The sequence below is a fragment of the Jannaschia rubra genome (assembly GCF_001403735.1).
Lineage (GTDB): Bacteria > Pseudomonadota > Alphaproteobacteria > Rhodobacterales > Rhodobacteraceae > Jannaschia > Jannaschia rubra.
The window spans coordinates 1-24470 of record NZ_CXPG01000020.1 but is presented as its reverse complement, the minus strand read 5'-3'; the positions used below and the strand labels follow the sequence as shown (position 1 = coordinate 24470).

General features: G+C 68.8%; 21 protein-coding genes, 1 tRNA gene and 1 pseudogene. 13 read left to right on the top strand and 10 right to left on the bottom strand.

The genetic code is table 11. The features are described 5' to 3' along the window. Positions 1-21 precede the first annotated feature (21 nt). The 9 genes and pseudogenes from JAN5088_RS09745 to JAN5088_RS09705 all read left to right on the top strand — a co-directional run bounded on the left by JAN5088_RS09745 (position 22) and on the right by JAN5088_RS09705 (position 11471). A complete protein-coding gene (locus tag JAN5088_RS09745) occupies positions 22-2250 on the top strand; it encodes a glycoside hydrolase family 99-like domain-containing protein (RefSeq protein WP_143114619.1) in 2229 nt (742 codons plus the stop codon). Continuing rightward, positions 2250-3233, top strand: coding sequence for a hypothetical protein (locus JAN5088_RS09740; protein WP_055682632.1), 984 nt, complete (start codon positions 2250-2252; stop codon positions 3231-3233). The genes JAN5088_RS09745 and JAN5088_RS09740 overlap by 1 nt, the downstream gene beginning before the upstream one ends. A 3-nt stretch (positions 3234-3236) precedes the next feature. Further along, entirely contained in the window at positions 3237-4229 is a 993-nt protein-coding gene (locus tag JAN5088_RS09735) for a sulfotransferase domain-containing protein (RefSeq protein ID WP_055682631.1), read from the top strand. Between the two features lie 108 nt (positions 4230-4337). After that, positions 4338-7001 carry a S8 family serine peptidase gene (locus JAN5088_RS19550; protein WP_074962449.1) on the top strand — a complete coding sequence of 888 codons (2664 nt, stop codon included), beginning with the start codon at positions 4338-4340 and terminating at the stop codon, positions 6999-7001. Continuing rightward, the gene (locus JAN5088_RS09725) at positions 6998-7936 is read left to right on the top strand and encodes a glycosyltransferase (protein ID WP_233489754.1); all 939 of its coding nucleotides are present in this window, start codon (positions 6998-7000) and stop codon (positions 7934-7936) included. Before JAN5088_RS19550 ends, JAN5088_RS09725 begins: the two co-directional genes overlap by 4 nt. A gap of 64 nt (positions 7937-8000) precedes the next feature. Then, positions 8001-8705: an ABC transporter permease gene (locus JAN5088_RS09720; RefSeq protein WP_055682629.1), complete on the top strand. Its 705-nt coding sequence runs from the start codon at positions 8001-8003 to the stop codon at positions 8703-8705. Then, positions 8699-9409, top strand: a complete 711-nt coding sequence (locus JAN5088_RS09715; RefSeq protein ID WP_143114617.1) for an ATP-binding cassette domain-containing protein — start codon at positions 8699-8701, stop codon at positions 9407-9409. Before JAN5088_RS09720 ends, JAN5088_RS09715 begins: the two co-directional genes overlap by 7 nt. Beyond that, complete coding sequence (locus JAN5088_RS09710) at positions 9406-10206, top strand: ABC transporter substrate-binding protein (RefSeq protein ID WP_055682628.1); 801 nt, start codon at positions 9406-9408, stop codon at positions 10204-10206. Before JAN5088_RS09715 ends, JAN5088_RS09710 begins: the two co-directional genes overlap by 4 nt. A 216-nt stretch (positions 10207-10422) precedes the next feature. Continuing rightward, positions 10423-11471, top strand: a pseudogene (locus JAN5088_RS09705) (IS5 family transposase). A gap of 98 nt (positions 11472-11569) precedes the next feature. Here JAN5088_RS09705 and JAN5088_RS09700 read toward each other — a convergent pair. The 6 genes from JAN5088_RS09700 to leuD form a co-directional block, all read right to left on the bottom strand. Then, positions 11570-11646: transfer RNA gene (locus JAN5088_RS09700), tRNA-Pro, on the bottom strand. Positions 11647-11691: 45 nt separating this feature from the next. Next, the gene (locus tag JAN5088_RS09695) at positions 11692-12684 is read right to left on the bottom strand and encodes a DMT family transporter (RefSeq protein ID WP_055683304.1); all 993 of its coding nucleotides are present in this window, start codon (positions 12682-12684) and stop codon (positions 11692-11694) included. A 47-nt stretch (positions 12685-12731) separates the two neighbouring features. Beyond that, positions 12732-13835 carry a 3-isopropylmalate dehydrogenase gene (gene leuB, locus JAN5088_RS09690; RefSeq protein ID WP_055682627.1) on the bottom strand — a complete coding sequence of 368 codons (1104 nt, stop codon included), beginning with the start codon at positions 13833-13835 and terminating at the stop codon, positions 12732-12734. Between the two features lie 57 nt (positions 13836-13892). After that, the gene (locus JAN5088_RS09685) at positions 13893-14759 is read right to left on the bottom strand and encodes an endonuclease/exonuclease/phosphatase family protein (protein WP_055682626.1); all 867 of its coding nucleotides are present in this window, start codon (positions 14757-14759) and stop codon (positions 13893-13895) included. Between the two features lie 98 nt (positions 14760-14857). Then, entirely contained in the window at positions 14858-15646 is a 789-nt protein-coding gene (locus tag JAN5088_RS09680; protein ID WP_370736413.1) for a hypothetical protein, read from the bottom strand. A gap of 302 nt (positions 15647-15948) precedes the next feature. Beyond that, positions 15949-16554, bottom strand: a complete 606-nt coding sequence (gene leuD / locus JAN5088_RS09675; protein ID WP_055682624.1) for a 3-isopropylmalate dehydratase small subunit — start codon at positions 16552-16554, stop codon at positions 15949-15951. A 127-nt stretch (positions 16555-16681) separates the two neighbouring features. Between leuD and JAN5088_RS19275 the strand changes: the two genes are divergently transcribed. Then, positions 16682-17368 (top strand): HupE/UreJ family protein, encoded by a 687-nt coding sequence (locus JAN5088_RS19275; protein WP_370736412.1) that lies wholly within the window; start codon positions 16682-16684, stop codon positions 17366-17368. On the opposite strand, the gene JAN5088_RS09665 is transcribed toward JAN5088_RS19275, so the two are convergent. Continuing rightward, complete coding sequence (locus JAN5088_RS09665; protein WP_143114615.1) at positions 17356-18351, bottom strand: DNA topoisomerase IB; 996 nt, start codon at positions 18349-18351, stop codon at positions 17356-17358. The two genes, JAN5088_RS19275 and JAN5088_RS09665, sit on opposite strands and share 13 nt — an antisense overlap. 51 nt (positions 18352-18402) lie before the next feature. Here JAN5088_RS09665 and JAN5088_RS09660 point away from each other — a divergent pair, with 51 nt between their 5' ends. The 3 genes from JAN5088_RS09660 (at position 18403) to JAN5088_RS09650 (ending at position 22083) form a co-directional block, all read left to right on the top strand. Then, a complete protein-coding gene (locus tag JAN5088_RS09660) occupies positions 18403-20193 on the top strand; it encodes an adenine deaminase (protein ID WP_055682621.1) in 1791 nt (596 codons plus the stop codon). Continuing rightward, positions 20190-21674 (top strand): AMP nucleosidase, encoded by a 1485-nt coding sequence (locus tag JAN5088_RS09655; protein WP_055682620.1) that lies wholly within the window; start codon positions 20190-20192, stop codon positions 21672-21674. Before JAN5088_RS09660 ends, JAN5088_RS09655 begins: the two co-directional genes overlap by 4 nt. A gap of 118 nt (positions 21675-21792) precedes the next feature. Next, the gene (locus JAN5088_RS09650; protein ID WP_055682619.1) at positions 21793-22083 is read left to right on the top strand and encodes an HU family DNA-binding protein; all 291 of its coding nucleotides are present in this window, start codon (positions 21793-21795) and stop codon (positions 22081-22083) included. Positions 22084-22195: 112 nt separating this feature from the next. On the opposite strand, the gene JAN5088_RS09645 is transcribed toward JAN5088_RS09650, so the two are convergent. The 3 genes from JAN5088_RS09645 to JAN5088_RS09635 all read right to left on the bottom strand — a co-directional run. Then, positions 22196-23173 (bottom strand): pirin family protein, encoded by a 978-nt coding sequence (locus JAN5088_RS09645; protein ID WP_055682618.1) that lies wholly within the window; start codon positions 23171-23173, stop codon positions 22196-22198. Positions 23174-23212: 39 nt separating this feature from the next. After that, positions 23213-23506: a GNAT family N-acetyltransferase gene (locus tag JAN5088_RS09640; RefSeq protein ID WP_055683303.1), complete on the bottom strand. Its 294-nt coding sequence runs from the start codon at positions 23504-23506 to the stop codon at positions 23213-23215. Positions 23507-23589: 83 nt separating this feature from the next. Further along, positions 23590-24470 (bottom strand): ester cyclase (locus tag JAN5088_RS09635; protein ID WP_055682617.1); only part of this gene is annotated, 881 nt, incomplete at its 5' end.

Sequence of the window (24470 nt, the reverse complement as noted above, 5' to 3'; positions counted from 1 at the left end):
TGTTTCAGCCCGGAGCCGGATATGGATGACCGATTCCTGTCGCGCCTTCGCGCCGCGGCGCGCATGCTCGTGCCCGGGGCGGACGACCGCGCCTATCTGCGCGCGGTGCGGGGGTCGAACCTGTTCGACCGGCAGTTCTACCGCTCTACCAATCCCCGGATGCACTGGCTGAGCAGCCTGTTTCCCGAACGCCACTACATCCTGCGGGGCGAGGCGATGGGGCTGCGGCCGAATCCCGAGTTTTCCCCTGCGGCCTATCTGCGCGGCAACCCCGATCTGGACCCCCGCGCGGTGCGGCCGTTCCGTCACTACGTCACGCACGGCCTGGCCGAGGGCCGCCAGACGCTGGATCCGGTCGTCGACCGCAACCACATCCCGCTGCCCGCGCCGCGCCTGCGCCCCATCGACCTGCCGCAGCCGCCGGCGCGCTTCGCCGTCGTCGTCCATCTTTATTACCATGAGATGTGGCCCGAGTTCGCCGAGATCCTGCGCCGGCAGACCTTCGACTTCGACCTGTTCGTGACCGTCGTCCGCTTCGCGGAGGAGACGGACGACGTGCAGGCCGCGATCCGGGCCGATTTCCCGGCTGCCGTGGTCATCGACGTGCCCAACCAGGGGCGCGACATCCTGCCCTTCGTCACACTGGTGAACGCCGGTGCGCTCGCTCCCTATGCCACCGTCTGCAAGCTGCACACCAAGCGCAGCCCCCACCGGCAGGACGGAGACATCTGGCGCAGGCACCTGATCGACGGCATCCTGGGCGACCCCGACCGTGTCCGACACCGGCTCGACCGCTTTCTGGCAGACGGCGACGCCGCCTTCTGGGTGGCCGACGGGCAGCACTACAAGGGAACCGAATGGTGGGGGTCGAACGCGGCCCGGACCGAGAACCTGATGCGGCGGATCGAGTGCGAGGCTGACCCATCGGCCCTGTCGTTTCCTGCGGGGTCGATCTACTGGGTGAAGCCCGTGATCCTCGACATGGTGCGGGGCATGGCGCTGACGCCGGGCGACTTCGACCCCGAGGATTCGCAGGTCGACGGCACGACGGCGCATGCGATGGAACGTGCCCTGGGCTATATCTCGCGAGCCTGCGGCATGACGATCCTGCAGGCCAGCGATCTGGACCGCATCCGCCCCCCACACGCCCTGCCCCGGCCGCGGCTCGTGACGGCCTTCTACCTGCCCCAGTTCCATCCGGTGCCGCAGAACGACGTCTGGTGGGGTCCGGGTTTCACCGAATGGCACAACGTCACGCGCGCACGCGCCATATGGCCGGGGCATGGGCAGCCCGCCCTGCCGTCCGACCTGGGGTTCTACGACCTGCGGCTGACCGACACGATGGCGGCGCAGGCGAAACTTGCGCGCGCCCACGGCATCGACGCCTTCTGCGTCTATCACTACTGGTTCGACGGCGCCCGCATCCTGGAGGCGCCCATCGACAACCTGCTGGCCCGCCCCGAGGTCGATTTCCCGTTCTACCTGTGCTGGGCCAACGAAAGCTGGCGGCGCAACTGGGACGGGCTGTCGGGCGACGTTCTGATGCCGCAGTCCTATGCCCCGGGCTTCGGTGCCGCGCTGGCCGAAAGCCTCGTGCCCTATTTCGCCGATCCGCGCTATCTGCGGCCCGATGGCACGCGGCCCCGTTTCGTCATCTATCGCCCCGAGGACATGACCGACCCGGCGGGCGCCGTCGCGCAGATGCGGCAGACCTGGCGCGACCGGGGGGTGGGCGAGGTGGAGCTGGGCGCCGTCCGGTTCCATATCGAGGGCGAGCATCCCGTTGCCGCCGACCTGTTCGACTTCTGGGTCGAGATGCCGCCCCACGGCCTCGTCCGCGACGGCCAGTTCCTCTGGGGCGGGCGCGACGGCAACCGCCTGCCCTTCGACCTGCCCGGCAACTTCGACGGGCTGGTCTACGACTATACCACCCTGTCCACGCGCAGCACCGATGCCGAATATCTCGCGCATCTGCCTGCGCGGATCATCGCGGGCATCATGCCCGGCTGGGACAACACGGCGCGGCGCGGCCCCTCGGCCCACATCGCCTATGGCGCCAATCCGGGCGCCTTCCGCCGCTGGCTGCGCGACCTCTGCGTCGAGCGCCTGCCCGAAAGCTATCGCGGCGAGCTGTTCGTGAACGCCTGGAACGAATGGGCCGAAAAGGCCGTGATGGAGCCGTCGGAGCAATACGGCGACGCTTACCTGCGCGTCCTGGCCGAGGTCTGCACCCCCGCGGAGGACGGCTGATGTCGCGGATCGTCCTGCATGTGGGCACGCATAAGACCGCGACCACCCACATCCAGGACCTGTTCTTCCGCAACTCGGACCTGTTGGCGAAGCACGGCATCGTCTATCCGGAGATCGGGCTGAACCGCGGCCATCACGGCCTTCTGGGCAAATGGGTCGACCTGCCCGCGCCCTACGGCCTGCCGCAGGCCGATGCCGCGATGGCCTGGGACGCCATAGTCGGGGAACACGCAGTCTCCGACCGCACCGTCTTCCTGTCGTCGGAGGAGTTCAGCCGCCTGCACGGCCGGATCGTCGACATGGCCGCACTGGCCGCGACCGTCGCGCCCTTCGACGACGTCACCGTCCTTTGCACGTTGAGAAATCAGGCGGGGTTCGTGCAATCGGTGTATCAGCAGATCGCGGACGACCGGGCGCCGATGGAATGGGACGCCTTCCTCGACCGGGCGATGCAGGCGCAGCATGTCGACGGCCTGACGCTCAACTATCTCCGGCTGCACGACCATTTCTTGTCGGGGTTTGCGCCCGACCAGATCCGCTTCCTGTCATATGAAGTGGCAAGCGCCGGGCCGGGCGGCATCGTCGGCGCGATCCTGCGCGAACTCGGCGCACCGATCGGGGCCGACGCGCTGGAGCCTTTTGCCGACGGCCGGTCCAACGTCTCGGTAGCCCCTGTAGCCACGCTTGCCGCCACGCTCATCGCCGCGCCGAAACGGGCCGACAGGGCGCTCATGCAGCGCGTCGACGACCACGTCCGGCAGGTCTTCGGCGGGGAGCGGACCTCGCTTTTCTCGGCGGGGGAAGTGTCCGCGCTCGACGCGAAATACTCTCCCCTGAACCGCAGGCTGGAGGCGCGACTGGCCCCCCGCCAGCCCGACTTTCGCGTGGCGCCCGTCTCGGTCGCGCCTGCCACCGTCCTGCGCGACCGCATGGACGAGGCGTTCTGGCTGCCGTTCTGCCGCGACCTCGCGGGCTTTGCCTGACCGATGGCCGACCTGATCCTCCATATCGGCGCCCACAAGACGGCGACCAGCTTCCTGCAACGAACGCTCTCGCTGAACCGCGGCCTTCTGGCCCGCCATGGGCTGATCTACCCGAAGATCCGCCATTATCCCGCCCATCACATCCTGGCCGGCCCCTGGATCGACGTCGACGGCGTACCGCCGGCCCACTACGGTCCCGGCGGGCCGGACGGCCTGTGGCGCCGCTTCGTCGACGATCACGCGGGCCTTCGCGGCACGGTCCTCCTTTCGGCCGAGGTGTTCTCTCGCGCCGAGACGGGGCGCGTCGACATGGCCGACCTCGCCCGCCGCCTCGACCCCTTCGACTCCGTTCGCGTGGTCTATACCGTCCGCCAGCAGCCGGCGTTCCTGCAATCCATCTGGCTGCAACGGGCCAGATCGGCCCCCGTGCCGCCCTGGTCCGCCTTTTACCGCAAGGCGATGGACACGGGGCTCGCCTCCGGCCTCTGGCTCGATCATGGCCGCGTGTGGGATCTCCTGCGTCAAGGGTTTCCGCCCGACCGGATCACCTTCCTCGACTACGATACGATCCGCAGGGAGTCCGGCGGCGTGCTGGGTGCCTTCCTGCGCCTGGCGGGCGTATCCCTGACGGCGGAAGACCTGAAACCGGCACCCCCGGCGCAGTCCAACATCTCGGCCGACCCGCTCTGCGTCCTCATCGCAACCCGCATGGCCGAGCCGAACCCCATCCCGGACGACCTGATCGCCACGCTGGCCGCCGCCCGGCCCTTCGGACCCGACCGCCCCACCAGCCTGTTCACCCGCGCCGAACACGACGCGCTGACCGCGGCCCACGCGCCCCTGAACGAGGCGCTGGAGGCGCGGGTGCAGCCGCAGCAGCCCGACTTCGCAGTCAGCCCCCCGGCGGTTCCGGGCGACATTCTCTGGCGTGACGAGCTGGACAGCCGGCACTGGGTGCGCATCGCCCGCGGCCTGCTCGACCGCGAGGGCCGGTGACGCGCGACGGGACAATCCGGTCACGTTGTCTGTAATTTGCAAATATCCGCCCTCGTCAGGCGACAGCCGGCAAGGTATTCCGAACCCGACGCCGCGCCGGAGATGACCATGCGACCCACCGATCCGCTCCTCGCCGACCAATGGCACTTCGGCCTGATCGGTGACATCCGGTCCGTCTGGGACGAGTTCACCGGCATCGGGGTCAACGTCGGCATCTTCGACGACGGTGTGGAACGCGGGCACGGCGACCTCGACGACAACTACGACGCCGGTCGGCACTTCACCTTCGGCAGACTGCGCGACGACGGCCAGCCCAATACGGCCGCGGACGGGCATGGAACCGCGGTGGCGGGCATCCTCGCGGCCGAAGCGAACGGGCGGGGCGGCGTCGGGGTGGCCTTCGACGCGCGCATCACCGGGGTCGACTTTCTCAACGATCTGCAATGGCTGTCCGGCACGTCCTACGCGGCGGTGCTTCGCCACATGGCGCGGTTCGACGTGGTCAACAACTCCTGGGGGACGCTCGGCACCTATGAGGCGAGCGTCGACCTTCGGCTGGGCGGCACGTTCGACGCCGCAGGGTTCCGCCATGCCGCGGCGGAGGGACGCGGCGGCCTTGGCACCGTCATGGTCAAGGCGGCCGGGAACGAGAACAACAATTTCGAGCTGGAGGACATGGGCTTCCATGGCAACGCCTCGGGCGAGGGGCTCTCCAACATGCATGAGGTCGTGTCGGTCGCCGCGGCCGACCGTGCGGGGAACGTGCAGTATTATTCCAACTGGGGTCCGGCCATCCTGATCGCCGCCCCCTCCGCCTCCGTCACGACGGACCGCTCGCGCGGGTCCGACAGCGCGGACCATTACATCGGCAACTTCGGCGGCACCTCGGCCGCCACGCCGGTGGTCTCGGGCGTGGTCGCGCTGATGCTCGACGCGAACGCGGGTCTCGGCTGGCGCGACATCCGCGAGGTTCTGGCGCTGTCGGCCGCGCATACCGGCTCCGCCATGGGACGCGGGGCCTCGGGGTGGGAGGAGGGGGCCTGGCTCGCCAACGGGGCCACCGGCTGGAACAACGGCGGCCTGTCTTGGCACCACAGCTATGGCTACGGCATGGTCGACGCCTTCGCCGCCGTCCGCATGGCCGAAGTGCGATCCGTCGTTCACGGCCCGGCCGAAACCTCGGGCAACGTCGTCATCCTCCGCGGTGCGAACGTGCGCGATCTGCCGGTGCCCGACCGGGGGCAGGTCACGGCCGCCCTGACGCTCGACCGCGACATCGCGATCCAGCACGTCACCGTGACCGTCGCCGGCACCCATTCGGACGTGGGCGACCTGATCCTGACGCTGATCTCTCCGCAAGGCACGCGCATCACGCTGATGCAGAACGAGTTGGCCGGCCTGACCGATCCCTCCGGCCGGCCCGTCACCGCGCTCGACTGGCAGTTCGGGGTCTCGGGCCTGATGGGCGAAGGGTCGGCCGGGACCTGGCGGCTCGAAGTACGCGATACAGAGCGCGGCGACACCGGCACCCTCACCGACTTCCGGGTCGAAGTGCGGGGCGCGCCCTCCGGGGCCAACGACGTCCATACCTTCACCGACGACTTCGCGTATTACCGCGACCGCGACGGCGCGCGCGACCGCCTGACCGACACCGACGGCGGCACCGACTGGATCGACATGTCGGCGGTACGGGGCGACGTCGTGGCCGATCTGGGGCGCGATGGGTCCGTCACGGTCGCGGGCGACCGCTGGTTCACCATCGCGGGCGGCACCACGGTCGAGAACATCGTGACGGGCGACGGCGACGACCTGCTGGTCGGCAACGCCGGGAACAACGTCCTGATGGGGATGCGCGGCAACGATATCCTGCAGGGCGGGGCCGGGGCCGACGACCTGCGGGGCGGCGCGGGACGAGACCGGGCCGACTACATCGACGCGCGGCGCGGCCTGACCGCCGATCTGGCCGACGACCGCAACAACGCGGGCTATGCCGCCGGCGATCGTTTCTTGGGCATCGAGGACCTGCGCGGCGGGCTTGCCGACGACGACCTGCGCGGGGACGCGGGGGCGAACATCATCAACGGCTCCTGGGGGGACGACCTGATCGCGGGCCGTGGCGGCGACGATATCCTGATCGGCAGCCGGGGGCACGACACCCTTTCGGGTGCGGACGGCAACGACATCCTGAACGGCGGCGACGGCGACGACGTCCTGGACGGCGGGTCGGGCAACGACCGGCTGGTGGGCGAGAAAGGGAACGACCGCCTATGGGGCGATGCGGGCAACGACACCCTGATCGGCGGCGGGGGCGACGACCTCCTCCTTGCGGGCGACGGGCGCGACGTCGTCTATGACGGCGCGGGGGATTCGACGATCCACGGCGGGTCCGGCCACGACCGCCTCATCGGTGCCTGGGGCGACGACGTGATCTTCGGCGAGGACGGCAACGACCGGATGGCCGGCAACGAAGGGCGCGACAGGTTGAACGGCGGCACGGGGCGCGATTACATGGTCGGCGGCAGCGACGCCGACACCTTCATCTTCGAGGTCGGCTGCGGCCCCGACTCCATCGGCGACTACGAAGTCGGCATCGACCGGATGGAGATCGGACGCGCCCTGACCGGCGGCCTGTTGGACGTGCAGGCGGTGGTCGACACCTTCGTGCGGATCGTCGACGACGGCGTGATGTTCGACTTCGGCGGACGCGATCACATCCGGCTCGTCGGTCTGGGAACCATCGCGGGCCTGGCGGACGACCTGACGATCCTATGACCATGGCCGAAGCGCGGGATCTGCTTGTCGTCGTCCTGGCGACGCGGAACGGCGCGGCCTTCCTGCCTGCCCAGCTCGAGTCGCTCGCGGCACAGCAGCGGCCCCCGGACGTCCTTCTGGTCAGCGACGACGGCTCGACCGACGCCACATGCGACATCCTTGCCGGGTTCGCGGCGGGCGCACCCTGGATGCAGACCGTGGTGGCGGGGCCGGGGCGCGGCTACGGCCGCAACTTCGCCTCGCTTCTGGCCATCGCGCCCGAGGGTGCCACGCATCTTGCGCTGGCTGACCAGGACGATGTCTGGCTGCCCGACAAGACGGCGATGGCGATGGCCGCGCTCGATGCCCTGCCCCGGGACCGCCCCGCCCTTTATGGCGGTCGCAGCTGGGTCGTGACCGAAGACCTGGGCCGCCGCCGCCTGTCGCGCGGCCTGCGCGTTCCGCCCACCTTCGGGCACGCGCTGGTGCGGAACTTCGCGGGCGGCAACACCATGATGCTGAACCGTGCGGGCGCCGATCTCATGCGGCAGGCGGCCCGGCGGCTGCGCGCGACTCCGGTGCATGACTGGTGGATCTATCAGGTCGTGACCGGCGCCGGGGGGGCGGTGATCTTCGACGACGTGCCGCGCCTTCTCTACCGCCAGCACGGCGCCAACCTGATCGGCTCGAACAGCGGGGCCGTCGCCGCGCTGTCGCGGATGCGCGACATGGTGCGGGGCCGCTACCGCGACTGGACCGATGCGAACCTGGTCAACCTCGACGCGATCCGCGACCTGGTGACGCCGGAGGCGCAGGCGCTGCTCGACCAGGTGCGCGCCCTGCGCGACCGGCCGCTGCGCCCCCGGCTGAGCGCGTTCCGGCGGACCGGCATCCACCGGGGCGGGTCGCTGGGTCAGGCGGGGCTCTGGGCCTCGGTCGCGCTCAACCGATTCTGACGCGCCGGCGGGGGTTGAACCCGCGCGCCACCCCGGTCCAACTGCGCGGAAGGGGGTGGAGCGGATGCAGGATCTTCTGGCCGGGCTCGGACGTGCGCTGCACCTGATCGTGACCCTTGACCCGGAACTCATCGAGATCACGCTGCGGTCGCTGGGTGTCACGCTCACCGCGCTGGCCATCGCCTGCGCCATCGGCCTGCCACTGGGCGGCTGGCTCGCCGTGCGCCGCTTCCGTCTGCGCCGCGCCGCCATCGCCGCGCTGAACGCGCTGATCGGTCTTCCGCCGGTGGTCGTGGGTCTCGTGGTCTATCTGCTCCTGTCGCGGTCGGGGCCGCTCGGCGTGCTGGGCCTGTTGTTCACACCGGCAGCGATGATCGCGGCGCAGGCGGTCATCATCACGCCGCTGGTCGCCAGCATCGCGCATCAGGCGATGCGCGACCTCTGGGCCGATTATCACGACCTGCTCATCTCGATGAACGCCACGCGGTGGCAACGGATCGCGACGTTGCTGATCGACGGGCGACGGGGGCTGCTGACGGCGGCGCTGGCGGGCTTCGGCCGCGCCATCGGCGAGGTCGGCGCGGTGATGATCGTGGGCGGCAACATCGAAGGCGCGACGCGCGTGCTCACCACCGCCATCGCGTTGGAGACCGGGCGCGGCGATTTCGCGCTGGCCCTGGGCCTCGGCGTCATCCTCATCGGCCTGTCGCTTGCGGTTTCGGTTGCCAGCCACTGGGCGCTGCGGACGGAACGGCGGGGCCGGTGGTGACGGTGCTGCCGCTGCGGCTGACCGGGGCCACGCTGGCCCGGCGAGGCCGGACGCTGGTGGGACCCATCGACCTGACGCTCGCGGCGGGGGGCACAACGGTGGTGATCGGGCCGAACGGATCCGGCAAGACGTCGCTTCTCCGGCTGATGCACGGATTGCAGCGCCCCGCCGCGGGCCGCGTGGAATGGGCCCTGCCCGACGCCTCGGCCCGCACGCGGCAGTCCTATGTTTTTCAGCAGCCTGTGGCGCTGCGCCGGTCGGTGCTGGAGAACCTGGCCTTCCCGCTGCGCCTGCGCGGCGTCCCCCGCGCGCGGGCCCGCGCCGCCGCCGAGGACGCCGCACGGCGCGTTGGCCTGGACGACCGCCTGTCGCAGTCCGCCCCGTCGCTGTCGGGGGGCGAGATGCAGCGTCTGGCCCTGGCCCGCGCCCTCATCACCGACCCCGAGATCCTGTTCGCGGACGAGCCCTGTGCCGCGCTCGACGGGGCCGCCACCCGCCGGATCGAGGGGATGCTGCTCTCCGCGGCCGCCACCACCCGCATCGTCATGGCCACGCACGACATGGGGCAGGCCCGGCGGCTTGCCCGCGAGGTGATCTTCCTGCTTCATGGCCGCATCCACGAGAGCGGCCCCGCCGACGCCTTCTTCGACGCCCCCCGCACCCTCGAGGCCCGCGCCTTCCTGAACGGAGATATCCTGGAATGACCCGCATCCCCCTCCTCGCCGCCGCCCTGTCGATCCTGCTGCCGATCGTCGCCGCGGCCGAGACCATGAAGATGGCTGTCACGACGTCCTTTCAGAACTCGGGCCTGGCCGAAGTCCTGGTGCCGCGGATCGCCGAGGAGACCGGCGTGGATGTGGAACTGATCGTCGTCGGCACCGGCCAGGCCCTGCGTCTGGGCGAGGCGGGCGACGTCGATGCGGTGCTCGTCCATTCCCGCGCGGCGGAGGAGGCCTTCGTCGCTGCGGGTCACGCCACCCACCGGACGCCCTTCATGTACAACGATTTCGTCGTCTTGGGCCCCGTCGCCGACCCGGCGGATGTGACGGGGGCCGGAACCGCGCCCGAAGCCATGACCCGCATCGCCGCAGCCGAAGCCTCGTTTGTCAGCCGGGGCGACGACAGCGGCACGCACAAGGCGGAACTGGCGCTCTGGGAGGATGCGGGCATGGCGCCCGAGGGCACATGGTACCGCCCCGTCGGCGCGGGGATGGGCGCATCGCTCAACACCGCCGTGGGGATGGGCGCCTATATCCTGTCGGACCGGGCGACCTGGCTCAACTTCGACAACAAGGCCGACATGGCGATCCTGTTCGAGGGCGATCCGGCGCTGTTCAACCAATACGCCTACCTGCCCGTGAACCCCGCCAAGGGCGATCACCTGAAGGCCGATGCCGCCGGTTCGGTCGAGAACTGGCTGGTGTCAGCCACCGCCCGCGACCTGATCGACGGCTACCGCGTCGGCGGCGAGCAGGTCTTCACCTTCAACGCGGAGCAGTGAGCCGCCAGCGCCTTGATGACGCGCTGCATGTTTCAGACGATCCCCGCCCGGGTTTCCGAGTAGCCCCCTTTGAAATCGACTGTTACCGGACAGGAGACAGTGCCCGTGATGCGTGACACGATGATCAGCACCGGATCGAGTGGGATTGTCTCAGGATTTGTTGCGCAGATCGAGTTGGGGATTCATCCTGGGAATCGGGCGTGGTAGTTGGAGGTCATGAACAGGCCGACACGCCCGAGCTACAAGACCAGGAACTGGCGGGCCTATGACGAAGCGCCCAAGCGCCGGGGCTCGCTGACGATCTGGTTCGATCCCGAGATGACATTGAAGGCCAGGCCTACCGGCAGACGTGGCCGACAGCCCACCTGAAGCGATGCTGCGATCCAGACCTGCCTGGCGATGAAAGTGCTGTTCGGCCTGGCGCTCAGGCAGACGACCGGCTTGGTGGAGTGTCTTCTGCGCCTGAGCGGGCCGGACTGGCTGGCGCCGGATTTCAGCACCCTCAGCCGCTGGCAAAAGGCGCTGAACGTGGACATCCCGTATCGGGGATCGCAGCGGCCGCTGCACCTGCTGGTCGATAGCACCGGTATGGAGGTGAAAGGCGAAGGTGAGTGGAATGCGCGCAAGCACCGCGGCTCCAAACGCCGCGTGTGGCGCAAGGTTCATCTCGGTATCGACGAAAAGACACTGGAAACCCGGGCAGTCCATTGCCGACGGGTGATTGCAAGGCAATCATTGAGAGGGAGTTCACCAGCAGCAACATCGGAGATACTTCCATGCTGCCGGGACTTCTTGACCGGATCCCGCCTGAGTGGGAAACCGGCAGCGTCACTGCAAACGGCGCCTACGACACGCGCAAGTACCACGATGCCATCCACTGCCCGGCAGCGCATGTTTACATGCATGAGAGGGGCTAACGAGGGCGCCAATGCCGTCGTCCCGCCCCGCAAGAACGCCAATCCCCGGAAGCCCGACACTGCAGGCGCCATCGCGGGCAACGAGGCGCCGCGGCCGTCGAGACACCTCGGCCGGGCGCATGGGCAGAGATGGAGTGGATATCACCGCCGAAGTCGTGCCGAACCCGAGCCTCTCGGGATCATGCTTCGCATAACTCTGTCGGTCGATGGATGCACTGCATGAAACTGCCCGGTCAAAGGCTGATGGCACGGGACCCCGACCGACAGGTTGCCGAGCTTCAGCTCCGTGTTGCCGCAATGAACCACTTCACCGCCCGTGGCATACCCGTCACAGAAGCCGTGGGATAAATGTGTCCGGGGAAAGAGGACCCTTGGCCGTCAACTGATTTGCGCAACAGAGACCCCCGAAAGGCAGAACATCTCTGCAATCGACAAAACCGGAAATCTGGTCGGGCAGAGAGGATTCGAACCTCCGACCCCCTGCTCCCGAAGCAGGTGCGCTACCAGGCTGCGCCACTGCCCGACCGTGCAGCGGCACATATCGGCACCATCGGGCCCATGCAAGCGTCTATTGCGGCGCGGACTGGTCGCTCAGGTCCTGCGGCACCTTGCGGTCTTTTTCGGCCAGCATAGGCGAGATGCGGGGCGTGGTCCCCGTCTCGGGACGCGACCGGGTCCGCAGGACCGGCGAGTTCCGCGACCGGCCCCGCCCTTCACGGAACACGATGTAGAGACCGCTGACGATGACGACAGCCGCCCCCGCCGCCGTGCCCGCGTCGATGGTCTCGTTGAAAAAGAGCCAGCCATAGAGGGCGGCCCAGATGATCTGGCTGTACTGCATGGGCGCCACAAGCACCGCATCCGCACGACGGTACGCCTGGATCAGCGCGAGTCCGGCCAGGAAGGCCAGCCCCGCCATCAGCGCCCAGAGCCCCAGATCCGGCAAGGGGATCGGCCGGTAGACGAAGGGCAGAAGCGCGCCCATCAACACGAAGTTCCCCACCATCGGATAGAGCAGCAGGACGGCGGCCCGTTCCTCCCGCCCGATCTTGCGCACGATGACCGAGGCCATGGCGCTGGACACCGCCGCCGTCAGCGCGGCCGCATGACCCAGGCCCGGTGTGACGTTGCCCGGTCGCAGTACGATGAGGACGCCGATCAGACCCACCACGATCGCCGCGCCACGATGCACGCCGACCTTTTCCCCCAGGATCGGAATCGCCAGCAGCGTGATGACGAGGGGCGAAGCGAACAGGATCGCATAGACCTGCGCCAGCGGCAGCACCGAGAATGAATAGAACGCGCAGGTGCCCGTCGTCACCGCCGAAGCAGTCCGCAGCGCCGTCCACCACGGATGCCGCGGGATCAGGGTGCCCGGCTGCGGGTCGCGCAGCAGCATGAAGATCACCAGCGGGAAGCTCAGCAGCACGCTGAAGAACACGATCTGAAAGGTCGCGTAGCCGCCGCCCAGCAGCTTCACCGCCACGTCGTGCATGGAGAAGAAGCCGAAGGCGGCGAGCGCCATCAGGATGCCCGAAAGCGGGGACGTTCTGTCCGACATCGGGAACCCTCCGGTCGTGCGCGCCATGGGCGCGGTTCGTGCGGCTGTCAGCCCGCGTCGAGCGCGGCGAGGATGGCATCGCCCATCTGCGTGGTGCCAACCGGCGTCCCGCCGTCGGGGCCCATCAGGTCGGCGGTGCGGACACCGTCGGCCAGCACCTTCTCGACCGCGCCTTCCAGAAGGTCGGCCGCCGCGCCCTCGTCGAAGGAATAGCGCAGCGCCATGGCGAAGCTCAGGATGCAGGCGATGGGGTTGGCCTTGCCCTGTCCGGCGATGTCGGGGGCCGATCCGTGCACCGGCTCGTACATGGCCTTCGGGCGCCCGTTCGCCATCGGCAGGCCCAGCGAGGCCGAGGGCAGCATGCCCAGCGACCCGGTCAGCATCGCCGCGCAATCCGACAGGACGTCGCCGAACAGGTTGTCGGTCACGATCACGTCGAACTGCTTGGGCGCGCGGACAAGCTGCATCGCGCCGTTGTCGGCGTACATGTGCGTCAGCGCCACGTCCGGGTATTCGGCGTCGTGGACCTCCTGCACGACCTCGCGCCAGAGGATGCCGGATTCCATCACGTTGGCCTTCTCCATGGAGCAGACCTTGTTCGACCGCTTGCGCGCGAGATCGAAGGCCGACCGGGCGACGCGGGCGATCTCGCTTTCGGTATAGCGCTGGGTGTTGATGCCCACACGCTCGTTCCCCTCGCGGTGGATGCCGCGCGGCTCGCCGAAATAGACGCCGGAGGTCAGTTCCCGCACGATCATGATGTCGAGGCCCGCCACCACCTCGCGCTTGAGCGACGAGAAATCGGCCAACGCGTCGAAGCATTGCGCCGGCCGCAGGTTCGAGAACAGGTCCATCTCCTTGCGCAGGCGCAGCAACCCCCGCTCGGGCTTCACCGAGAAATCCAGATCGTCGTACTTCGGCCCGCCCACGGCACCCAGCAGGACGGCGTCCACCTCCTGCGCCTTGGCCATCGTGTCGTCGTGCAGGGGCGTGCCATGGGCGTCGTAGGCCGCGCCGCCCACCAGATCCTCCGACACGTCGAAGGTCAGGCCCCGGTTGGCCCCGAACCAGTCGATCACCCGGCGCACCTCGGCCATGACTTCAGGGCCGATGCCGTCGCCCGGCAGGATCAGGAGGGAGGGGTTCGCCATGTCGGGGGGCCTTTCGATGCGGGGTTTCCAGCGGGGTAAGCCGTGACCCCGCGTCCGTCAAGGAAGGGCGACATCGACCCAGACCAGCCGCGCGGGGCCGGCGTCGCGCGCGGCGGCGGCGAGGGGGTCGTCGTCGCCGGGCCAGATGACGCCCGACCCCGTGACCGTCAGGTCGCGCGCGGGCAGGACGTAGTCGACGCGCATCGGGCCCGGCCCGCTCCATGCCACGGTGTCGTCGGTGCCGTCTGGCGCGCGCGGCATCGGGTCCTGCAACGCAGGCAGGTCCAGCAGCGCACGCATGGCGTCGCGGTATCCCTCCCCGGTGTCGGGGTCGAGGTTGGAGCGGCCCAGCACGACGGGCAAAGGGACTTCGCGGGCGAGTTCGGCGACGTGTTCGAGTTCGGCGCGATTCCGCAGGCCGTTGCGATCCTCCGGCCCGTCGAAGACCGGGGTGCCGGCCGCCATCGTCACCAGCGTCAGCGTCGTGTCGCCGACCTCCAGCGGCACGACCCACTGCGCCGTCGTGGCCAGCGGCACCACCCCGCGCGCCGCCTCGGGCAGCAGGCCCTCGGTCTCCGCCCGGTCGGCCCAGAGCGTCGCGCTCAGGTCCTTGGCCGGCCCCAGCGGCAGACGGGACAGCAGGGCCATCCCGCTGTCGCCGGTGAACCGGCCATAGCCCAGCGCATCCCGCGCCTCATGCGTGGTGCCATCGCCGTCGAGATCGAAGCCGGAGGGCACGCCCGAATTGGGCTGCAGGGCAAGGGCATGGTCATAGCCCAGCCTGTCCTGCAAGGTCGCCAGCCCCTCCCCCGCCACGTCCCAGTCCACGTCGAGCAGCAGGATCACGTCCGGGTCAGCGGCCGCGATGACGGCCAGCGCGGCCTCCGCCTGGTCGTCGCGGGCGGCGCGCAGATCGCGCAGCATGACGCCCGGCCCCTTGCGGCCCAGTCCGGAATGATAGGCAGCGATGCGAATGGTCTCGGCCTGCGCCGACGCGGCGCAGAACCCGATGGCGAGCGCGATCAGGCAGGCAGGAAGGCAGGCTCGGCCAGGCCGTCCTCGGCTTCGATCCGGCGGCGCTTGTGCGAGATCATCAGTGCCAGCCGGCGCATTGCGATGCCCCGCTGGAGAAGCGAGACGGTAGAAAAGGCCCATAGCGACATCACCCAGGTCAAGGTCAGGTCGCTGTCCAGCATCGAGACGCCCTGCGAGCGTGCGACAAGGATCGCAACCAGCGGGCTCACATATGGGAGCAGAAGCCCTAACAGGATGTTAACGGCCCCGTCGCGGCGCAGTTGCTTGACCACGTCGGCGCCCGCCGTCGGATCGAACGTGGGCAGGTTGATCCAGACGTTGAACGACCCGGTGGGCGAGGGCCAGCCCCGTACCCGGATCAGGATGGCGAAGACCGTCAGCCCGACGAGTCCGGTCAGATAGGCCAGACCCACCGCCGCCCGCACCGAATGAACCTGCGACAGCGTCGTGCCTTCGGGCAGCAGCCACAGGATCAGACGGATGGGGCTCAGGGGGAAATCCATCGACTGGCCCAGCAGGACGCCCACGGCCAACACCAGGCGCGACAGGACCGTCGGTTCCTGCCGCGAGGACAGCGCGATCGAGATCAGGGTGAGTGTGACGAACAGAGTGGCGAAGCGGACACGATTGAACGGCGGCGCGCCGCGGAACTCGATCAGGCCCGGGTAGGTGGAGCCGTATTCGACGATCACGAAGACCGCTGCGAACAATGCGATCAGGACGGCGGCGTCGGTCATCTCCGGGTTCGATTCCGGCAGCAGAAGCGATGGGGTCAAGACCATCGCCACCATGAGTAATGCTCGGATGCATGCACCTGAAAGCTGCGATATCACTGCCTGTCGATCCTTGCCGGTCGGACCCTTTTGCGGGTCCTGTTTTAGAATCTCCGCCCTCGTTGGGGCGGCTGCCTCAATGTTGCCACCAACGTGCCTTGTTTAACTTCGTCTCGCAAGCACCTGATTGGCAACAGAAAGGCGATCGGCGATTTTGTGTGTTCCGAAAGCCGCAAAACCCTCCCGCGGGGCGGGAAGGCTTTGCAAGATCAACGATTTATAGAATGATGTTAAAGTGCTTGACGTCAGACCCAGGGTCGGTCCTGCCCCAAGCGCGACTCATACGTTTCGATTGCCGGCGCCTTCTCCATCGTCAACCCGATGTCGTCCAACCCGTTGAGGAGGCAATGCTTCTTGAAAGCGTCCACTTCGAACGGGTAGGACGTGCCGTCCGTTGTGGTGACGGTCTGGTTTTCGAGGTCCACGGTAATGCGTGCATTCTCTCCCTTGCGCGCATCGTCCATCAGGGCATCGACCTGATCCTGCGGCAGGACGATGGGCAGGATGCCGTTCTTGAAGCAGTTGTTATGGAAGATGTCTGCGAAGCTGGGCGCGATCACCGCGCGGATGCCGAAGTCGAGCAGCGCCCAGGGCGCGTGTTCGCGCGACGACCCGCATCCGAAATTCTCGCCGGCGACCAGGATCTGCGCGTTGCGGTAGGCGGGCCGGTTGAGGACGAAGTCGGGCAATTCCTCCCCGTCGTCGCCATAGCGCATCTCGTCGAACAGGTTCACGCCCAGGCCCGACCGCTTGATCGTCTTCAGGAACTGCTTGGGGATGATCATGTCGGTGTCGACGTTGATCAGCGGCAGGGGCGCCGCCACGCCGGTGATGGTCTCGAACTTGTCCATGGGTCCCTCCGAAGGTGCCGCATCGGATTACCCCCGGGCGCCCGTCGCCGTCAACGCGGGTCCGGCGGGCTTGCGGTCGCCGGGCGGCTGTGGTCCCAACGATCGCGAACCGACAGGGGGACTGGACATGAGGATGACGGGACTCGCGCCGCTGGGCGCGCTTGCGGCAGGGGGGCTCGGGGTGCTGGCCATCGCGTTGGTGGCGACCGACCTGTCGGGCACGGGCCCGGTGGTGACGCGGTATGTGGCCTCCGGCTTCGATCACATCATCCCAAAGGGGCTGGACCACATCCTCTTCGTGCTGGGCCTGTTCTTCTACAGCCTCGCCTGGGGGCCGCTCCTCTGGCAAGTCACGGCCTTCACGCTGGCACATACGGTCACGCTGGCGCTGGCGGCGACGGGCATCGTCGCCGTGCCCGGGTCGGTGGTCGAGCCGCTCATCGCGCTCTCCATCGTCTTCGTCGCGGTCGAGAACATCCTGTCGCCCGGCGGCAGACGGGTCGGGCGCGCGCGGCTTCTGGTCGTCTTCGGCTTCGGCCTGTTGCACGGGCTCGGCTTCGCCGCCGTCCTGTCGGAATTCGGGCTGGGCGACGACTTCCTGGCCAAGCTCCTGTCGTTCAACCTCGGCGTCGAGATCGGGCAGCTCACGGTCATCGCCGCCGCGTTCCTCCTGCTGGGCCTGCCGTTCGGGTCGCGGCCCTGGTATCGGCGGCGTATCGCCATCCCGGCCTCGGTCGCCATCGCGGCGATCGGGCTTTACTGGTTCCTGACCCGGATCGGCATTCCGCTGGTGGACATTCCCTATCTGTCCTGACCGATCAGTCCCAGAAGGGCGCGCTCCGCCTGCCGCAGACCGCCGGGGCCATCGGGCACCGCGGGGTCGCGCCATGTCTCGGCGAGATCGATCACCTGCGGATGTATGTAGGAGGTGCGCGCGATGGTCGGCGTGTTGTGCAGGGCCTCCGCCGCGGCCTCCGACATGGCCTTGATCGTGACGCCCTCGCCCGCCTTCATAGCCTCCTCCAGCGCGACGACGGAGCCGTTCCAGGTCCGGAAGGTCTTGGCCGTGGCCCCCTCCAGCCCCGTCGCCTCGCGCAGCCAGTCGTTGACATGGTCGGCCTGGACGGTGTGGCGTTCGCCCTCCTCGATCCATTCGAAGACCGGCGCGCCGGGCAGGTCGGACAGGTCGTGAAGCGCGCGCAGCAGCGTCCGGTCCGACAGCTGCCGCCGCACCCGCTTGCCGCCCTTGGCGGTGAAGTCTAGGCGCAGTCCCTTGCCGTCCATCCGCAGGTTGCGCGACCGCAGGGTCGTCGCCCCCTCGGTCCCGTTCTCGGCGCGGTAGGCTTCGGAGCCGACGCGCATCGACGTATGGTCGATCAGGCGCAGCACGGCGGCGATGGCGAAGTCCCGCTCCCCCGCTTCGCCCGAGAGCGCCCGCGCGATGCGCCGCCGGAGCGCGGGCAGCGCCGTCCCGAAGGCGGGAAGCTCGGCGTATTTCTCCTGCGCGCGCCACTCGGACCAGTCGGGGTGATAGCGGTACTGCTTGCGCGTCTTCTCATCGTAGCCGGTCGCCTGAAGGTGGCCGCGCGTCTCTGGACTGATCCAGACGTCGACATATGCGGGCGGCACGGCCAGGGCGTTCAGCCGCTCCCGTTCCTTTGCATCGTCGATGGTGGTGCCGTCGGGGGCGCGATAGGACCAGCCCGTGCCGGCCTTCCGGCGAGTGATGCCGGGGCGGTCGTCGGGATAGTAGATGAGGTCCGGCAGCTTCATCCCGTGCAACGCGCGATCGGGCATCCGGGTTGCGCCGCCGCTTGCACCCCCCGCCGCGTCGTGAGACGTTCCGCCATGACTCCCGACACCCTGCCGTCCTGGCCCGAAGCGGCCCCCACCCTGATCGCCGTCGCCGCCGGCCGCGCGCCTGCCGAGACCGTCGTTCGCGGGGGACGCGTCGTCTGCGTCCACACGCGCGAAGTGCTGGAGTGGGAGGTGGCCATCGCCCGCGGCCGGTTTGCCTATGTCGGGCCGGATGCAAGCCATTGCATCGGACCGGACACGCGGGTGATCGACGCGGCAGGTCGGTATGTGATCCCCGGTCTTTGCGACGCGCACATGCATGTGGAGTCGGGGATGCTGACGCCCGCGGGGTTCTGTGCCGCTGTCCTGCCGCACGGCACCACCACCATGTTCACCGACCCTCACGAGATCGCCAACGTCATGGGGCTGGCGGGTGTGCGTCTGATGCACGACGAGGCGCGGATGCAGCCCTGCTCGATGTTCGTGCAGATGCCCTCCTGCGCGCCCTCCGCCCCGGGGCTGGAGACGACGGGGCACGAGATCACGCCCGAGGATGTGGCCGAAGCCATGACCTGGCCCGGCATCGTGGGGCTGGGCGAGATGATGAACTTTCCCGGCGTGGCGGCGGGCGATCCGAAGATGCTGGCCGAGATGGCGGCCACGGCGCGGGCGGGGCGCACGATCGGCGGGCACTACGCCTCGCCCGACCTCGGCCCCGCGTTCCACGCCTATGCCGCGGGCGGGCCGGCCGACGACCACGAAGGCACCTGCGAGGCCGATGCCCTGGCCCGCGTGCGCCAGGGGATGCGGTCGATGATGCGGCTGGGGTCGGCGTGGTACGACGTCGAAAGCCAGATCACCGCCGTCACCGAACGGGGGCTGGACCCGCGCAACTTCGTCCTGTGCACCGACGACTGCATGGCCGGGACGCTGATGAACGACGGGCACATGGACCGGGTGCTACGCCATGCCATCGCCTGCGGGTGCGATCCGCTTGTCGCGCTTCAGATGTGCACGATCAACACCGCGAGCCATTTCGGGCTGGAGCGGGAGATCGGGTCCATCGCCCCCGGCCGCCGTGCCGACCTGATCCTGACGTCGGACCTGCGCGACCTGCCCGTCGAGCACGTGATCGCCCTGGGGCAGACGGTGGCCGAAGGCGGGCGGCTGGTCGCGGAGTGTCCGCACCTCGACTGGCCCGCCGCCGCGCGCGATACGGTGCATCCGGGCCGCGTGCTGGAGGCCCGTGATTTTGCCGTGGTGGCCGAAGGGTCGCAGGCGCGCGTCCGCGTGATCGGCGTGGTCGAGAACCAGGCCCCCACCCGCGCACTGAGCCGCGACCTACCGGTGCGGGACGGCACCATCGAGGGCGCGGACGACACCTGCCACATCGCGCTGGTCGAGCGGCACCGGGGCACGGGCCGGGTGGTCAACGCCTTCGTCGCCGGGTTCGGATACGAGGGGCCGATGGCCATGGCCTCGACCGTGGCGCACGACAGCCACCACATGATCGTCGTCGGCACCTCGCGCGAGGATATGGCGCGCGCCGCGAACCGGCTGGCAGAGGTCGGCGGCGGCGTGACATTCTGGGCGGATGGCAAGGAGCGGGCGCTGGTGCCCCTGCCCATCGCGGGACTGATGTCCGACGCGCCCGCCGCCGAGGTGGCCGCCTGCACCGACCGGCTGGGGCAGGCGATGCGCGACGCGGGCTGCACCTTGAACAACGCCTACATGCAGCACTCCCTGCTGGCCCTCGTCGTGATCCCCGAGTTGCGGATCAGCGACCTGGGGCTGGTGGATGTCACGAAATTCGAACTCACCGACCTGATCGAGACGCCATGACCCGCACCCTTGCCCCCCTTCGCACGCCTGACATGCCCGACCCGCGCAGCTTCACCGACGCGGCCGAGGCGGTGGCGCATCTGCGGCACCTCTACGACCTGTCGACGGATTACCTGCGGCGCGAATTCGCCCGCGCCATCGAGGGCGGGATGCCCGATTGCCGGTTCCGCGCCTATTACCCCGAGATCCGCATCACCACGACCAGCTACGGCCGCACCGACAGCCGCCTGTCCTTCGGCCATGTGGCCGAGCCGGGACGCTACGCCACCACCGTCACGCGCCCCGACCTGTTCGCCAGCTATCTGACGCAGCAGATCGACCTGCTGATGACCTCGCACGACGTGCCCGTCATCATCGGCTTCTCGCGCACGCCGATCCCGGTGCATTTCGCCGTCCTGAACGATGCGGAGCTTTCGGTGCCCCAGGACGGCGTCCTGCCCTTCCTGATGCGCGACGTCTTCGACGTGCCGGACCTGGAAAGCACCAACGACGCCATCGTCAACGGCGTGGGCTTCACCTACGAGGACGGCGCCCGGCCGCTCGCGCCCTTCACCGCGCAGCGCATCGACTATTCGCTGGCGCGGCTGTCGCATTACACCGCGACCGATCCGTCGGACTTCCAGAACCACGTCCTGTTCACCAATTACCAGTTCTACGTCGACGAATTCGTGGCCTACGGGCGCGAGGCGCTGCGCGACCCCGCGTCGGGCTATGAGGAGCTGGTCGGGCCCATGGGCCAGCGGCTGGGGCCCGATGATCCGGACGCGCCCATGGTCGATCCGCCCAAGCTGCCGCAGATGCCGACCTATCACCTGACGCGGAAGGGTGGGCAGGGCATCACGCTGGTCAACATCGGCGTCGGCCCGTCGAACGCCAAGACGGCCACCGACCATATCGCGGTGCTGCGCCCCCATGTCTGGCTGATGGTGGGCCACTGCGCCGGGCTTCGCAATTCGCAGAGCCTGGGCGATTTCGTCCTGGCCCACGCCTACCTGCGCGAGGATCACGTGCTCGACGACGACCTGCCGGTCTGGGTGCCGATCCCTGCGCTGGCCGAGGTTCAGGTGGCGCTGGAGGATGCGGTCGAGCATGTCACCGCGCTCGAGGGGTTCGAGCTCAAGCGCATCATGCGAACGGGCACCGTGGCCACCATCGACAATCGCAACTGGGAGTTGCGGGAGCAGGCCGGCCCGGTGCAGCGCCTGTCGCAGAGCCGGGCCGTGGCGCTCGACATGGAGTCGGCCACCATCGCGGCCAACGGGTTCCGCTTCCGGGTGCCCTATGGCACGCTGCTATGCGTCTCCGACAAGCCGCTTCACGGCGAGCTGAAGTTGCCGGGCATGGCCTCGGCTTTCTACCGAACGCAGGTCAGCCGGCACCTCCTTATCGGAATCCGTGCCATGGAGGACCTGCGGGACATGCCGCTGGAGCGTCTGCACAGCCGAAAACTGCGCAGTTTCGAGGAAACGGCCTTTCTCTGAGGCCGATTTCCGCCGGAATCCGGGGAAAAGCTGCTTTTGAAATCTTGTGACCCGACAATCCTGTGGTCTAAGGTCCGGACGAACTCAACAAATCCCTGCGGGGAAAGGGGAGCCGAAAATGGCCAACAAACCGATGACCAAGACGCAACTCGTCGCCGCACTTGCCGACAAGATGGATGCGGACAAGAAGACTGCGACCAATGCGCTGGACTCGATCACCGCGATCATCACCGAGGAAGTGTCGAACGGCGGCGCCGTCACCCTTCCCGGCGTCGGCAAGATCATGTGCCGTGAGCGCCCCGAGCGCATGGTCCGCAACCCGGCCACCGGCGAGCAGTTCAAGAAGGACGCCGACAAGGTGGTCAAGATGACCATCGCCAAGGCGCTGAAGGATTCCGTCAACGAATGACCGGCCCGGCCCGTGGGGGTCGCACGGATTGGCAGACCGAGAAAGGCCCCGCTTGCGGGGCCTTTCGTGTGTTGCGCCTTCCTGGCCCCGGCCGAGAGGGTCGGGACGTGGATCACGGATAATGCACGCCGCCTTCGGCGCGTCGTGCCTTGGTCTGGTCTTCGGGCAGGGGGATGAAGTCCTCCTCGTCGCCCGGCACGGTCTCGAACCGGCCGCGCCGCCATTCCTCGCGGGCCTGCTCGATGCGCTCGGGGCGGGATGAGACGAAGTTCCACCAGATCCAGCGCGGGCCGTCCATCGGCGCGCCGCCGAACAGCATGAACCGCGCGTGGTCGCCCGTGCCGTCCGGCAGGGCCGTGACGGTGATCTCGTCGCCCGGACGCAGCACCAGAAGCTGGCCGGGTTCGAACGTGTCCCCGGCCACGTCGATCCGGCCATGGAGGGTGTAGAGCGCGCGCTCCTCGGCATTCGCGGCGATGGGTGCGCGGGCGCCGGGGGCCAGTGTCACGTCGGCGTAGAGCGTGTCGGACGCGGTCACGAGCGGCGAGGTCGCGCCGAAGGCCGAGCCCGCGATGAGGCGGGCGCTCAGGCCCTCGGCCTCGACCACGGGCAGGTCGGTCTTGCCGTGATGCATGAAGGCGGGGTCCGACTCCTCGTCGCGCTCGGGCAGGGCCATCCAGGTCTGGATGCCGAACAGGCGCTGACCGGTGGCGCGACGCTCGGGCGCGGTCCGCTCGGAGTGGACGATGCCGCGTCCGGCCTTCATCCAGTTCACCGCCCCCGGTTCGATGGCGAGATCGGTGCCGAGGCTGTCGCGGTGATGGATCTGTCCCTCGAAGAGATAGGTCAGCGTGGCGAGGTTGATGTGGGGGTGCGGCCGCACGTCGATGCCCTGATCGGTCAGGAACTCCGCCGGACCCATCTGGTCGAAGAAGATGAACGGCCCGACCATCTGGCGCTTCACGGACGGCAGCGCGCGACGCACCTCCATCTCGCCCAGGTCGACCGCGCGCGGCACGATCAGGGTCTCGACGGCGTCCACGCTTTCCACGTCGCCGGGGACGGGGTCGGGGCAGGGGCTCCAGCTCATGGTCCTGGTCCTTTCAGGATGGTTCGCAGGGTGCGGGTATCAACCTTCCAGCACGTCCTGCCATTGGGGGTGTCTTGCGATCTGTGCGCGGGCGAAGGGGCAGAGGGGCACGATCCTGCGGCCTTCGGCGCGGGCATCCTCGACCGCGCGGCGCACCAGGGCCTGGCCCACGCCGCGGCCGCGCAGGGCGCCCGGCACGGCGGTGTGGTCGATGATGATCGTCGCCGCGCCGGCGCGGGACCAGGTCATCTCGGCCTCGTGACCGTCCACGAGGGCGCCGTAGCGTCCCTTCGTCTCGCTCTCCTCGCGGGTGATCTCGATGTCGTCGTCCATTCCATGCTCCGTCGTCCGGGGCCGATCGGGCGATCGGCCGTCGTCGATGATGCCCGGGGGGCGGGTGGCATCCCGCCGGTCGCTCACTCCTCCCGGGTGATCTGGTCCATCAGGGTCGCGCGGTCGGGCATCTGCCAGCTCTCGACGATCTTGCCGTTCGCGATGCGGTGGACGCCCATGTGGCCGAAGGTGACCTCCCGCCCGGTCGCGGGAATGCCGTAGAGCGGGCCGGTGTGGCGGCCCGTGATCGTGCCCCGCACGGTGACGACGTCGTCGGCGAGGTAGACGTCGTCGACCGACAGCGTCCTGTCCGTGAGGCCCTGCGCCAGGCCCGACAGCGCATCGAGGAACCCGGCCGAGTCCCGGTCGGGCTGCGACGGCGATCCTCCGTGGATGACCCATTGGTCCGAGAGGATGTCGGCCAGAAGATCCTCGTCGCCGGTGTCCAGCGCCACGTAGTACCGGTCCAGCATGTCGAGCGCCCGGCTGCGGTCGAGAAGCGGCGAGGCCAGCGCGTCGGCGAAATGCCCCACGTCCGGCTCCGCCGACCGCAGGCGCAGGTAGCCCAGCACCTGGTTGTCGCGCCCGGGGTCGAGCACCAGGACCTCGCCCTCGAACACCCGGAACTGCGTCAGCTCCTCGATGTTGGTGTAATGGCTGACGAGCAGCAGCGGCCCCGACCGCTCCGGGTCGCCGTCCCAGGCCGAGATCAGGTCGCGCAGCGCGGCGGTGCTTCGGGCGCCCTGCAGCGACAGCAGCAGGTTGAGCTCCGCGTCGGAGGCGACCGGCATGGTCGCCGCAATCTCCGGGTCCACCCGGTCGAAGCCTTCGAGGAGGGCCTCCACCGTCTGCTGGTTGCGGCACCACTGGCTGGCTACGATCCGCGACGGCAGCACGTCGTTCGCCGCCATCAGCGTGCCCAGGTTGCGCATGTCCTCCGCGCCCGCCTCGCTCAGCACCCGCT

What these genes read in the sequence shown, in the direction of transcription:
- JAN5088_RS19550 (WP_074962449.1), top strand. Translation starts at nt 4,338, where the DNA reads ATGCGACCCACCGATCCGCTCCTCGCCGACCAATGGCACTTCGGCCTG.
- JAN5088_RS09725 (WP_233489754.1), top strand. Translation starts at nt 6,998, where the DNA reads ATGACCATGGCCGAAGCGCGGGATCTGCTTGTCGTCGTCCTGGCGACG.
- JAN5088_RS09650 (WP_055682619.1), top strand. Translation starts at nt 21,793, where the DNA reads ATGGCCAACAAACCGATGACCAAGACGCAACTCGTCGCCGCACTTGCC.
- JAN5088_RS09735 (WP_055682631.1), top strand. Translation starts at nt 3,237, where the DNA reads ATGGCCGACCTGATCCTCCATATCGGCGCCCACAAGACGGCGACCAGC.
- JAN5088_RS09645 (WP_055682618.1), bottom strand. Translation starts at nt 23,173, where the DNA reads ATGAGCTGGAGCCCCTGCCCCGACCCCGTCCCCGGCGACGTGGAAAGC.
- JAN5088_RS09740 (WP_055682632.1), top strand. Translation starts at nt 2,250, where the DNA reads ATGTCGCGGATCGTCCTGCATGTGGGCACGCATAAGACCGCGACCACC.
- JAN5088_RS09710 (WP_055682628.1), top strand. Translation starts at nt 9,406, where the DNA reads ATGACCCGCATCCCCCTCCTCGCCGCCGCCCTGTCGATCCTGCTGCCG.
- JAN5088_RS09660 (WP_055682621.1), top strand. Translation starts at nt 18,403, where the DNA reads ATGACTCCCGACACCCTGCCGTCCTGGCCCGAAGCGGCCCCCACCCTG.
- JAN5088_RS09685 (WP_055682626.1), bottom strand. Translation starts at nt 14,759, where the DNA reads ATGCTGCGCGATCTGCGCGCCGCCCGCGACGACCAGGCGGAGGCCGCG.
- JAN5088_RS09720 (WP_055682629.1), top strand. Translation starts at nt 8,001, where the DNA reads ATGCAGGATCTTCTGGCCGGGCTCGGACGTGCGCTGCACCTGATCGTG.
- leuB (WP_055682627.1), bottom strand. Translation starts at nt 13,835, where the DNA reads ATGGCGAACCCCTCCCTCCTGATCCTGCCGGGCGACGGCATCGGCCCT.
- JAN5088_RS09655 (WP_055682620.1), top strand. Translation starts at nt 20,190, where the DNA reads ATGACCCGCACCCTTGCCCCCCTTCGCACGCCTGACATGCCCGACCCG.
- JAN5088_RS19275 (WP_370736412.1), top strand. Translation starts at nt 16,682, where the DNA reads ATGAGGATGACGGGACTCGCGCCGCTGGGCGCGCTTGCGGCAGGGGGG.
- JAN5088_RS09640 (WP_055683303.1), bottom strand. Translation starts at nt 23,506, where the DNA reads ATGGACGACGACATCGAGATCACCCGCGAGGAGAGCGAGACGAAGGGA.
- JAN5088_RS09665 (WP_143114615.1), bottom strand. Translation starts at nt 18,351, where the DNA reads ATGCCCGATCGCGCGTTGCACGGGATGAAGCTGCCGGACCTCATCTAC.
- JAN5088_RS09695 (WP_055683304.1), bottom strand. Translation starts at nt 12,684, where the DNA reads ATGTCGGACAGAACGTCCCCGCTTTCGGGCATCCTGATGGCGCTCGCC.
- JAN5088_RS09745 (WP_143114619.1), top strand. Translation starts at nt 22, where the DNA reads ATGGATGACCGATTCCTGTCGCGCCTTCGCGCCGCGGCGCGCATGCTC.
- leuD (WP_055682624.1), bottom strand. Translation starts at nt 16,554, where the DNA reads ATGGACAAGTTCGAGACCATCACCGGCGTGGCGGCGCCCCTGCCGCTG.